General features: G+C 35.9%; 9 protein-coding genes. 6 read left to right on the top strand and 3 right to left on the bottom strand.

The features are described from left to right. Positions 1-35: 35 nt before the first annotated feature. Positions 36-272 carry a hypothetical protein gene (locus tag FEZ18_RS05370; RefSeq protein WP_153267359.1) on the top strand — a complete coding sequence of 79 codons (237 nt, stop codon included), beginning with the start codon at positions 36-38 and terminating at the stop codon, positions 270-272. A 327-nt stretch (positions 273-599) separates the two neighbouring features. Here FEZ18_RS05370 and FEZ18_RS05365 read toward each other — a convergent pair whose 3' ends face one another. Further along, positions 600-1,049, bottom strand: coding sequence for a nucleoside deaminase (locus FEZ18_RS05365; RefSeq protein WP_153267358.1), 450 nt, complete (start codon positions 1,047-1,049; stop codon positions 600-602). Positions 1,050-1,089: 40 nt separating this feature from the next. Here FEZ18_RS05365 and dxs point away from each other — a divergent pair, with 40 nt between their 5' ends. Continuing rightward, positions 1,090-2,874 (top strand): 1-deoxy-D-xylulose-5-phosphate synthase, encoded by a 1,785-nt coding sequence (gene dxs / locus FEZ18_RS05360; RefSeq protein WP_153267357.1) that lies wholly within the window; start codon positions 1,090-1,092, stop codon positions 2,872-2,874. Positions 2,875-3,115: 241 nt separating this feature from the next. On the opposite strand, the gene FEZ18_RS05355 is transcribed toward dxs, so the two are convergent. Then, positions 3,116-3,739, bottom strand: coding sequence for a LysE family translocator (locus tag FEZ18_RS05355; RefSeq protein WP_153267356.1), 624 nt, complete (start codon positions 3,737-3,739; stop codon positions 3,116-3,118). A 274-nt stretch (positions 3,740-4,013) separates the two neighbouring features. Here FEZ18_RS05355 and FEZ18_RS05350 point away from each other — a divergent pair, with 274 nt between their 5' ends. Beyond that, positions 4,014-4,886, top strand: a complete 873-nt coding sequence (locus tag FEZ18_RS05350) for a LysR family transcriptional regulator (RefSeq protein WP_153267355.1) — start codon at positions 4,014-4,016, stop codon at positions 4,884-4,886. A 357-nt stretch (positions 4,887-5,243) separates the two neighbouring features. Here FEZ18_RS05350 and FEZ18_RS05345 read toward each other — a convergent pair whose 3' ends face one another. Beyond that, positions 5,244-6,584 (bottom strand): deoxyguanosinetriphosphate triphosphohydrolase, encoded by a 1,341-nt coding sequence (locus tag FEZ18_RS05345; RefSeq protein ID WP_153267354.1) that lies wholly within the window; start codon positions 6,582-6,584, stop codon positions 5,244-5,246. Positions 6,585-6,773: 189 nt separating this feature from the next. Between FEZ18_RS05345 and FEZ18_RS05340 the strand changes: the two genes are divergently transcribed. From FEZ18_RS05340 to FEZ18_RS05330, 3 genes are all read left to right on the top strand, one after another. Further along, entirely contained in the window at positions 6,774-7,496 is a 723-nt protein-coding gene (locus tag FEZ18_RS05340) for a copper homeostasis protein CutC (RefSeq protein ID WP_153267353.1), read from the top strand. Positions 7,497-7,687: 191 nt separating this feature from the next. Continuing rightward, positions 7,688-10,549, top strand: coding sequence for a TonB-dependent receptor (locus FEZ18_RS05335; protein WP_228122880.1), 2,862 nt, complete (start codon positions 7,688-7,690; stop codon positions 10,547-10,549). 5 nt (positions 10,550-10,554) lie between these two features. Next, a complete protein-coding gene (locus tag FEZ18_RS05330) occupies positions 10,555-11,802 on the top strand; it encodes a multidrug transporter (protein WP_317164456.1) in 1,248 nt (415 codons plus the stop codon). Positions 11,803-11,900: the final 98 nt, after the last annotated feature.

Here is an 11,900-nt window from a genome sequence, read left to right as displayed (position 1 = left end):
TCGGGCTAGTTTGGTATATTTAATAGTAATTTTTTATGAAATATCTAATTCTCATACTGTTTTTAATAACCTCTGGATCTATTTTAACTGGTCTTTTTTTAGACTCCATATACTCTGAAAAACTCATTGGTTTTGGTGTAATGGGTTTGTTTTTTGTTGTTTTTCCGTTATTTTCTTATCGCCATTGGAAAGATAAAAACTTAAAAGACTATATGCTTACCAAAGAAAATCTTGATAAAATGCGCGAAAATCAAGAGGATAAAAAAAGTTGATTTTTTAATTTGGGCGCAAGCCTGCTAGTTGGCAGGTTACCTAAAGGTCGGGCTTTTCAATACAATCTTTTTTTCGTGCCTCAAAAAAGGATTTCCATTACAATCCCTAACGCAAAAAGTTCACGATATAATAATTAATACCAATTTAACTTTGTAATGTCGTGTCAATAAATTGAATTATTTTTTGATTAATTGAAATGAAAAATAAATAGCATAGCAACGTTACGGTAATTATTTTTGATGAAAAGTAAGCAAAAAAGAAGCTATTTATTACGACATAATATGGTTAAATTGGTATAAGTCTGCAAGAATAATTGAAGCATTCAATCAATTCAAATTCCGTTTTTCAATAAAAAAACGTTTTAATAAGTCAGAAGCCTCATCAGCTAAAACACCACCTTTTATAGTGGTTTTAGGATGCAGTTTTGTGTTTAAATTTATACAGCCACGCTCCATATCTCTTGCACCATAAACAATATTAGAAATCTGACTCCAATACAAAGCTCCAGCACACATTTGGCAAGGTTCTAGAGTGACATACAACGTGCATTTTTGAAGGTATTTGCCTCCCAAATAATTCGCAGCAGCAGTAATAGCTTGCATTTCGGCATGGGCGGTAACATCGGTTAAGGTTTCGGTAAGGTTATGGCCACGAGCTATAATTTTGTTATCAATAACAATTATAGCGCCCACGGGGATTTCGCCTTTTTCAAAAGCAGTTTCAGCTTCCTGAAGTGCTTTTTTCATAAAATAATTATCGTCAAAAGGTTGTAACATAGTACAAAAATACAATTTCAAATGCTACATTTGTATATAAATGAAAAGCTTTTTAAATCATATCGATTCCCCAGCACAACTTCGTCTTTTAAGGCCAGAAGACTTACCGCAACTTGCTAAAGAATTGCGCGAATTCATCATTAATATTATTGCGACCAAAGAAGGGCATTTGGGTGCGAGCTTGGGTGTTGTCGAACTCACTATTGCCTTGCACTATGTGTTTAATACACCCAAAGATCAGCTTGTTTGGGATGTTGGGCATCAGGCCTATGGGCACAAAATTTTAACAGGAAGGAAAGATACGTTTGAAACCAATAGGCAACTTAATGGTATAAGCGGATTTCCCAACCGTGACGAAAGTGAATACGATACTTTTGGTGTGGGTCATGCCTCAACCTCCATCTCGGCTGCTTTAGGGATGGCGATTGCCTCACAATTAAAAGGTGAAGATAAACAGCATATCGCTGTTATTGGCGATGCCAGTATTGCTGGAGGGATGGCATTCGAGGGCTTAAATCACGCCGGAGTTGTCAATGCGAATTTGCTGGTTGTTTTAAATGATAATGCCATTGGAATCGATCCTAGCGTTGGGGCTTTAAAAATGTACTTAACAAACGTTAAAAAAGGCACACAAAAACAAGACAATATATTTGAGGCTTTAAATTTCGATTATTCAGGACCTATAGATGGGCATGATATTAACGCTGTGATTTCAGAATTAAAACGTTTAAAAACCGTTAAAGGGCCTAAGTTTTTGCATGTTATTACCACTAAAGGTAAAGGTTTAAAACAAGCCGAAGAAGACCAAGTGAAATACCATGCACCTGGAAAATTTAATGCGGTTACAGGAGAACTAATTACAAGATTGGGTTCTAGTCAAGAACCACCAAAATATCAGGATGTTTTTGGGCACACTATTGTAGAGCTGGCAAACAAAAACAAAAATATTGTGGGTATTACACCAGCCATGCCCACAGGAAGCTCGTTAAAATACATGATGCAAGAAATTCCCGAACGTGCTTTCGATGTTGGGATTGCAGAACAACATGCCGTAACACTCGCAGCTGGTATGGCCACACAAGGCCTAGTGCCATTTTGTAATATTTACTCCACATTTTTACAACGGGCGTACGACCAGATTATACACGATGTAGCTTTGCAAAAACTACCGGTTATTTTTTGTTTAGACCGTGCTGGTTTGGTAGGTGAAGATGGCGCAACGCATCATGGTGTTTTCGATTTAGCCTATTTACGATGCATTCCTAATCTTGTTATTTTTGCACCTCGAAACGAGCTTGAATTGCGTAACATCATGTACACCGCGCAACTTGGATTAGATAGACCTATTGCGATTCGATACCCACGTGGCCGTGGCATAACCTTAAACTGGAAGCAGCCTTTTAAAGCCCTAAAAATAGGTGTAGGTGAACAGCTTAAACAAGGAACTAAACTGGCTGTTTTAAGTGTAGGGAGTATCGCTAAGAATGTCTCTCAAGCTTTGGATTTGGTTGAGGATAAAGACGCTATTTCGCATTACGATATGCGCTTTGTAAAACCTCTAGATGAAAACTTATTAAATTCTATTTTTAAATCTTACAAACTTATCGTAACTGTTGAAGATGCTACGGTTGTTGGCGGTTTTGGTTCGGGTATTTTAGAGTTTGCAGCGACCAATCAGTATAAAAACACTATTAAGGTTCTGGGCATACCAGATGCTTTTATAGAGCATGGCAGTGTTCCTGAATTGCAGGCGTCTGTTGGTTTAGATGCCCAGTATTTGGTAAAGGTGTTTTTAGACATGTTGACCTCTATAACCGAGGCTTAAGTGGCTTCAAAATATGCTAAATAACACTTAAGCGCTATATTATACCAAATTAACCATGTCATGTCGCATATAATTGGTTTCTTTTTTGCCCATATTTCGGTATAAAATCAAACCATAGCTACGGCTATGCTTTGATTTTAGCTCACGCCCATATTATTTTATAATTACGAGTTCGTGAATCTGCGATTTCTATCTCATCTGAACAAAATATAATTCAAATTAATAATACGACATTTCAAAATTAAATTGGTATTAAACCAATATACAAGCCCATTAAAATAAAGGCTAAACCACTAAATTTATTCACCCATAAACCCAGTTTTGGATGGTGCTTGATTTTTTCAAAAAAAGTACTGGCCATTAGAGTGAGGCTTAAGTACCAAGCCATCCCAATTAGGGAAAATGTGAGGCCTAGAATTATAAATGGCATCGGGTTATGAAGCTGTTCTGGAGTAATAAATTGAGGGAAAAAAGCCAAAAAGAATAATGCAACTTTCGGATTTAATGTATTGGTTAAAAACCCCGACCAAAAATCGCTTTTAGTTTTCTGTTTACCTATCTCGGCTTCTGGTAAAAGCTCGTATTTCGCTTTAAGCTTTATAAAACCCATATAAATTATATAAATAGCACCGGCATATTTAATACCTGTAAAGGCAAAAGCAGATTTAGCGATTAAAACAGAGAGCCCAACAGCTCCAAATAAAGCATGAGTTAAAACACCGGTATTTATACCTAGTGTAGCATAAATACCAGATTTTCTTCCTTGACCAATAGATTTGTTTAAGACAAACATAGTATCAATACCAGGTGTCATTACAAAAAGCATAGCCGTTAATATGAAGGTCATAAAATTCTCGATGCCCATATCTTCTTCTGTTTAGTATTAAATAAAACTAGATTGCAAATAAAAGGTTTTGATGTCAATTAAATAATACATAGTTTTGGTCAACTAATGCGTAAAATGCATTAGTTAGTGTCTGGACGGAAACACAGCAAAATTAAATTTGTTTCTTTTTGCGTCCTCCCAGTTTATTTTTAATCGCTTGATGCTAAGGCATCAACTCATAAAAACTAAACAAAAATGACATCAAAAATAATTCAAATTATAAAAACCGTCTGTTTCCGACCAGACACTAATTATGAATACGCTACAAATCAAACATTTTTTAAGTCTGGCTAATGAATTGCATTTTTGGAGAGCAGCCGAAAAGCTATTCATATCCCAATCTACGTTAAGCAGGCAAATTCAATCGCTAGAAGAAGAACTAGGCGTTCAACTTTTTGAAAGAGATAAGCGCAATGTAAAACTTACTGATGCGGGTAAATTTCTTAAAAATAAATGGTCCCTTGTTTTAAAAGAGCTCGATCAAATTCACAGGCAGGCAAAAAAAATTGAAGAAGGCGTTTCTGGTCAAGTGTCAATTACCTATCCAGGCTCAATTGCTTTTAAATTTTTGCCAAAACTTTTGGAACTTTTAAATGCTGAATTGCCAGAACTTAAATTTGAGCTCACCGAGCCCATTGATGAGAATCATGAAAAATTATTACTCAGCTATCAAACCGATATCGCATTTAGTAGAGATGAGATAAAAAATAGAAACATTGATTCCTTAAAATTATCTTCAGAACCTATATGTTTAGTTGTGCCCGATAATCATTGGTTAGATGAAACATCAATACACAATTTAAACGCGCTAAGAGACGAAAAATTTATTATTTCGGGTTTGCATCAAAACACATTTTTTGCCTCACTTTTAAGAAACTTTTTCACCAAATATGATTTTGAACCAAAAACCATTATTGAATCTGATTTTGGAGGAATGATTTTAAATCTGGTATCTAAAGAATTGGGAATTTCTATTCTGCCGCTTTCGTTTAAAATGGCAAACACTCAAAACTTAAGATTTATTGAGTTAGACGAAACAATAGATTTGTACCTACATTGGAGAAAGCATGAACCCAATAAAACCATTCAAAAACTTCTAGAATGCATCCAATTTATTGAGGTTTAAATGAGGAGCAAACAAATTCCTATAAGATAGAAAGTATAAAATTTATACCAAATTAGCCATGTCATGCCGCATATAATTCGTTTACTCACATTTTTCTATTTTATAAATAGGTGTTCATGATGTGCTTCGCAGTTCTTTTTCGCCCATATTTCGGTATAAAATAAAACCATAACTCAGGCTATGCTTTGATTTTAGCTCACGCCCATATTATAGTAAAATAACGAGTTCGTGAATCTGCGATTTCTATATCATCTGAACAAAAAATAATTCAAATTAATAATACGACATTTCAAAACTAAATTGGTATTAAAGGTTTTATTCAGTCATAGTTTAGAAACTTTTATTAAAGTTATGAGCTCAAAATTCAATCCCTTTTATCTTTTTATAATCCAAAATAGCTTTACTGTCGGAGAGCAGAGATACATGATGGCACACACTCATTAAACGTTGGTATAAGCTAGATGTATTTGTTTTAACGCTAACCGGTAAGGCCCTTAAAATAAGTGCATCGTAATTAGAATCGGTTTTGTTAAAGGTGTTGTTTACTGCATTTGTGTAAGTGTCTAATAAGGTGTTTATAACCCCATAGCCCACAATCTCTTTATCGATAACCTCGTTAGATTGATAAATGTTATCAACACTTATTTTAATAATATCTTTTATTTGGGCGTTGTATTTACTTTTATCTAATAAGGCGCAATCAAATTCACCTTTTAAAATAGCGTCCTCATGGGCCATAAATATTTCGACAGCTTCGTTAATAAGTGTGCCAATGGCGAGGGCACGTAAATACCCTATGCGGTCTTCTTTAGTTGAAAGCCCGTAGTAACTTTCGGGTTTTATGGTGTCTCTAATAATTTTAGAGAGGTATTCTAGCGCGTATTCTTCTTGAATCAAGCCAAGATTTATACCGTCTTCAAAATCGATTATGGTGTAGCAAATATCGTCGGCAGCTTCAACTAAAAAGGCTAGAGGATGTCGAGAATAACTCATGTCGTTTCCCTCTGTTTTTAGCAAGCCAAGTTCTTCTGCAACTTGCTTAAATCGCTCTTTTTCACTCTGAAAAAAGCCGTATTTTTTGTGTGCAATATGGTTGGTAGGATGTTTTGGTAGAGACTCCTTCGGATATTTAGTAAAGGCACCAAGTGTGGCATAGCTTAAACGCAAACCACCTTTTCGGCCTTGCCTGTCTTGGGTTAAAATTTTAAATCCGTTAGCATTGCCTTCGAAATCACATAAATCTTGATACTCTTTGGCGCTAAGCTCGGGTTTAAAGGCTTTCCCTTTACCAGTTTTAAAAAATTCTCCAATCGCTTTCTCTCCAGAATGACCAAAAGGCGGGTTGCCAATATCGTGGGCTAAGGCTGCAGCGGCAACAATAGCGCCAAAATCATTCGTTTGGTAGCCGTGTACACGTTGTAAATGCGGGTGTTTTTCTAATAATTTCTGCCCAACACGCCTGCCAATAGATCGCCCTACCACACTTACTTCTAAGCTATGTGTTAAACGGGTATGTACAAAATCGGTTTCAGACAGCGGAATAACCTGAGTTTTGTCTTGAAGACTTCTAAATTCTGATGAAAAAATAATGCGGTCGTAATCTACTTCAAAGCCCAATCGTGTTTCGTCTTGTTCTTTTCTTATCCGTTTATTGGTGTCGCCATAGCGTTTTAAAGATAGTAGTTGTTCCCAGTTCATTTTACAAATTTAAGAGCTAGCAAGATAAGTAAATTAGGTAAAAATAGAGTCAAAAATTTACGAACATTACAGGGTTTGATGTATAGAAAACGCAGTCCTGTTTCATTAAGGCAAACCAACACATGTTTCTTGGGTTTTAAATTGGTTTTCATGATTTTTTGCTACATTTAGCTTTCTAATAGTTTAAAAATGAAAGTAGAAATTTGTGCTAATTCTTATCGCTCGGCAATTAACGCCGAAAAATCGGGAGCACATCGCATTGAACTCTGTGCCGAGTTAGCGGTTGGCGGTATAACACCCAGTTTTGGTTTAATTAAAAAAGTGATAACAACACTTAAAATTCCTGTATTTGTTTTAATACGCCCTCGAAGTGGAAATTTCACCTATTCTGATGATGAATTTGAGATTATGAAAAGTGATATTGCGCAATGTAAAGCCTTAGGGTGCCATGGGGTGGTTTCTGGAGTTTTAAATAAAAATAACACTATAGATGTTGAGCGCACAAAGGTTTTGGTAGAATTGGCAAAACCCATGGCGTTTACATTTCATCGTGCTTTTGATTGGGTTATAACTCCCGAAGATGCTTTAGAGGAACTAGCGAGTTTGGGTGTAAATCGGGTGTTAACATCCGGACAAGAAACTAGCGCATTATTAGGCCTAGATTTACTCACACAATTAAATGAACGGGCTAAAAACAGAATTATAATATTACCTGGGGGAGGTATCCATGCGGAAAATGCAAAAGCGTTTAAAACAGCTGGTTTTAATGAAATTCACTGTTCGGCCACCACAATAAAACCAGTCATTGAAACCCCAAAAGTGTCTATGCAAAGCTTGGCTTTTTTTGATGAAACTACCGAAGCCTTTTCAGATTCTGAAAAAATATCACAAATTTTAGAGCGCTTGCGATAGTGTAATGGATAAATAGAAAATTCTCAAAAAAAAGAAGTCCTTCAAATTATTAAGCTAAAGCCGCTATGTTAACAAATTGTTTTGAAAGTGGCTTTTAAAATAATATGTCATAACATTAACATAACGGTTTTATTACCGTTGTTTAATCTTGAGTTAACCTCTCCTTTACATAAGCTAGCTTTCTTTGTGGTATGAATTTAAAGAAACGCAAGCAACAAATAACAGTTCTGTTTTTAATACTTACAGGAATGTTTTTATCCGCTCAAGACACGGGTATAGTTACTGGTAAACTTATAGATAAGCAATTTAATAACGCGCCTTTAGCATTTGCCAATATTTTAATTAAAGGAACAACCCATGGCACCACATCAGACTTTGATGGTGTATTTGTTTTAAAAAACTTGAAATCGGGAAGTCACACCTTGGTTTTTAGTTTTGTGGGTTACAAAACACAGGAAATTAAAGTTGATGTAATCTCTGGAAAAACGGCAGAACTAAATATTATTATGGAAGCCAGTGCTGCTGCTTTAGATGAAGTCCTTATTACGACCACTACAAATCGGGAAAGAGAAACCTCACTGCTTTTAGAGCAAAAAAAGGCAATAGAAATTAAACAAAGTATTGGCGCCCAAGAATTATCGAGAAAAGGTGTTAGCGATGCGGCTGGCGCAGTTGCTAAAATTTCCGGTGTGTCAAAGCAAGAAGGCTCTAGTAATGTGTATGTGCGCGGTTTGGGAGATAGGTATTTAAATACTACCATGAATGGTTTATCCTTACCATCCAACAATGTGAGTAAAAAGAATATCGATTTAGATGTATTTACATCATCTGTTATTGAAAATGTATCTATAAGTAAAGCGTATGCTTCAAAATTTTACGCCGATTTTGCTGCTGGCAATATAGATATTTCCTCTAAAAATTATACCGGTTCTGGTTTTTTTGATTTAGAAATGGGCTCAGAAATAAACACCAATGCTATAGGGAAAGATTTTATAAGAAGCGAAGGTACGGGACATTTCGGATTTTATAATCGATATGCTCACCATCCATTTTCAGTTATTATATCGCACGGATTCGACCCTGTTAATGCTGGCACTCCAATAAACACAAGTTTTGGTGGTGCTTTTGGCACCTCGTTCAATTTTACAAATGGCGCCAAACTTAGTTTTTATGCTACGGCTGCGTTTAAAAACGATTACCAATACAGAAAAGGCGTTTCAATAGATTATACCAATGTTGAGAAAAAAGCTTTCGACCATGCTGAAGCCTTTGAGTACGGTACCACCACTGCCGCCATGGCATCTATTATTTACAGAATAGATACTAGAAACACCCTTAAATTTAACTCGCTTTTTGTAAATAGCGCCTCAGATAAAGTGGGGTATTTTGGTATTGATGGCCATGGGCGAAACCGAGATGCTATTATAAATACCGATAAAGGCTTTTATCAGCAAAACATTCAATTTAATCAAAATCTTATTTACGTCAACCAACTTATAGGATCTCATAATTTCGAAAATTTGGCTTTAGAATGGAGATTTGGGCACAACCTTGTTAATGCGCACGAACCCGATAGAAAACGTTTAAGCTTTGAGAATTATCATTTTGCTTTAGATAATGATGCAAGCACAAATCCTGTTTTTTATAGCAATGTAGATTTTGATAACCAACGTTACTTTCAAGACATTCAAGATGAAGAATTAAACGGTCGTTTAAATATAGCCTATAAACCTTCAGAAAAAATAAAAATTAATCTTGGCTATCATGCAAGAACCAAAGCGCGGCGTTTTAATAACGTGAGATATGGCTATGATATTATTGACAATAACGGTATTGATAACGTTAATAATCTAAACCAAATTTTTTCTTTAGATAATTTAAACTTAATTGATAATCAAGGTGATTACGAAATTAAAGTCATAAAACCGTACCCCAATCTTGGCAACACCAACAGACCTGGATTGGTCGAAAACACCTATAAAGGAAAACTAGATATCTACGCAGGTTATTTGAATACTGAAATTAATCTGAATGAAAAATGGTTAATTGTACCTGGCGTTCGCATCGAATCTTTTAAACAATATATTGAATACGATGTGATTAACCTAGGCGTTAATGGCATCGATAACATTGAAGCTTCAAGTGTATTGCTACTCCCAAGCTTAAGTCTTAAACACGCTTTAGCCCAGAACCAAAACTTGCGTTTCTCTGCGAGTCAAACGATGTCTCTACCAGAATTTAAGGAGGTTGCACCTTTTGTTTACGAAAGTGTTTCGCAGCGTATTGGTGGTAATCCAGACCTATTAGGACACCAAGCAGGAGAAACCTACACCAATGTAAAAGATGTATCGTATTCTAAAATTTTAAACCTCGATTTTAAATATGAATGGTTTGTAACAGCATCAGAATTAATTTCGATCGGAGCATTCTACAAACAGATTAAAGACCCCATAAATCAAGTGGTCGCTTTTGATGCCACAGGAACACAGCGCTATTTTAGAACAGGAGAAAAAGCGCAAATATATGGTGTTGAAGCAGAAATTAGAAAAAACCTAATCGCTAATAAAAACGATGAGTCTGAATTATCTATGGGTTTAAATGCCACTTATATGTATACCCAACAGGATTTATATAAAGCCATTGTGGGCAGCAATTTTAACGTAAGTTTTATAAATAATAACGCCGCATTACAAGGCGCATCGCCACTTATAGTAAACGCAGATCTTAACTACGCTCCAAAATATTTTGAAAATTATAAACCTAACGTCACCTTATCCTTCTCATACTTTTCAGATAGAATTGATGCTTTAGGCTCTGGACAATTAGGAGATGTAATCGAAAAAGGCATACCAACTTTAGACTTTATTCTTAACAACAAATTGGGCGACAAATTTGAAATTAATGTTGCTGCAAAAAACCTTTTAAATCCTAATGTAAAATATATAAGAGAAACAACACAAGGCGATATTACAGTTACATCACCTAACGGAAAAGATATTTCAAACTATAAAAAAGGAATCAATGTAGGATTACAGTTAAAGTATAAATTTTAAACAGGATGAATTTAAACACAAGAAAACTAAACTTAGAAATGATGAAAAATAATCTATTAGTAAAATTGGCAATTATAACATTGCTTTTTAATGCATGCGCTCAAGACGATACTGCCGATATTTATATTACAGATAACAGCATAATTAATAACAACAGTAATGGAAACACGAACGGAACTGATGAAGAAATTCCAATAAGTGCTGCCGAGTATACTTCCGATTTAACACTAGAAGCTAACCGCACTTACACCATTAACGGCCCTGTAATTATAACAAATGGCGCTACATTAACCATAAACGAAGGCGTTACTATTAAAGCTGTGGCCACTGGTGCCGATGTGTATATTGCCATATCACAAGGCGCAAAAATTATTGCAAATGGCTCTGCTACAAAACCTATTGTGATGACATCTGGAAATCCCAATCCTGCTGCCGGACAATGGGGCGGATTAATACTTTTAGGAAAAGCACCTATTAACTCTGTTACAGGGAATGCCACATCAACTTCAGAAATTGGAAGTTTGCCTTACGGCGGAACAGATGCAGCAGATAACTCCGGGGTTTTGCGTTATGTCCGTGTTGAATATTCTGGAGGTGCTGCTGATGGTTCTTCTGAAAACAATGGCTTCTCCTTTTATGGCGTGGGAGCTGGTACAACGATTGAGTATATCCAAGCGTTTGAAGGTGCAGATGACGGCATTGAATTTTTTGGAGGCACGGCAGAAGTGGCTTATGCGGTAGTTATTAACTGTCAAGACGATTCTATAGATTGGACTGAAGGTTTTACTGGGGCAATCACAAATGTATATATTAAACACGGTGCGGCGCACGATAAAGCTTTCGAGTGCGATGGCTATAATACTGATATTGGGAATCTTTCTAATCCAAAATTTTGGTCTAAACCTACCGTAACTCATGCTAGGATTGTGGGCTTAGGATCTGCCACGGGAAATGAAGCGATTAGATTAAGATCAGGAACTCAGGGGGTATTTAACAATATTTTAATTGAAGGTTTTGATGAAGGCTTCGATTTAGATGGCGATACGGGTGCCGCTAGCAATAACCCAACCGGAACAGGAGTTATAAATGGTAATTTGTACGTTGAAAACGTCACCTTTATAGATGTAAACACGAAAATGAAAAATGATACAGGTGACGTTTTTGGCGAAGCAGATTTTATTTCTGGAGACGGTAACGGCACCGGAACAGACTACGACATTTGGGGAGTGAGTTGGACGGTAGGTAACGATTAGTTTTTGTTTTAAAGCTATTATTTATTTTAACCAACTGCATTACAAACCTAAAGCTTTAATGTGGTGTAATTTTAACAAGACCTTAAAACACAGTTTGT

Origin of the sequence: Oceanihabitans sp. IOP_32 (genome assembly GCF_009498295.1) — a bacterium.
Taxonomy (GTDB): Bacteria; Bacteroidota; Bacteroidia; order Flavobacteriales; family Flavobacteriaceae; genus Wocania; species Wocania indica.
Note: the sequence above shows the minus strand (reverse complement) of the source record. Positions and strands in the feature narration are given on the sequence as shown.

Excerpts from the sequence above, each read along its gene's own strand:
- FEZ18_RS05370 (WP_153267359.1), top strand. The coding sequence starts at position 36 with ATGAAATATCTAATTCTCATACTGTTTTTAATAACCTCTGGATCTATT.
- FEZ18_RS05365 (WP_153267358.1), bottom strand. The coding sequence starts at position 1,049 with ATGTTACAACCTTTTGACGATAATTATTTTATGAAAAAAGCACTTCAG.
- dxs (WP_153267357.1), top strand. The coding sequence starts at position 1,090 with ATGAAAAGCTTTTTAAATCATATCGATTCCCCAGCACAACTTCGTCTT.
- FEZ18_RS05355 (WP_153267356.1), bottom strand. The coding sequence starts at position 3,739 with ATGGGCATCGAGAATTTTATGACCTTCATATTAACGGCTATGCTTTTT.
- FEZ18_RS05350 (WP_153267355.1), top strand. The coding sequence starts at position 4,014 with ATGAATACGCTACAAATCAAACATTTTTTAAGTCTGGCTAATGAATTG.
- FEZ18_RS05345 (WP_153267354.1), bottom strand. The coding sequence starts at position 6,584 with ATGAACTGGGAACAACTACTATCTTTAAAACGCTATGGCGACACCAAT.
- FEZ18_RS05340 (WP_153267353.1), top strand. The coding sequence starts at position 6,774 with ATGAAAGTAGAAATTTGTGCTAATTCTTATCGCTCGGCAATTAACGCC.
- FEZ18_RS05335 (WP_228122880.1), top strand. The coding sequence starts at position 7,688 with ATGAATTTAAAGAAACGCAAGCAACAAATAACAGTTCTGTTTTTAATA.
- FEZ18_RS05330 (WP_317164456.1), top strand. The coding sequence starts at position 10,555 with ATGAATTTAAACACAAGAAAACTAAACTTAGAAATGATGAAAAATAAT.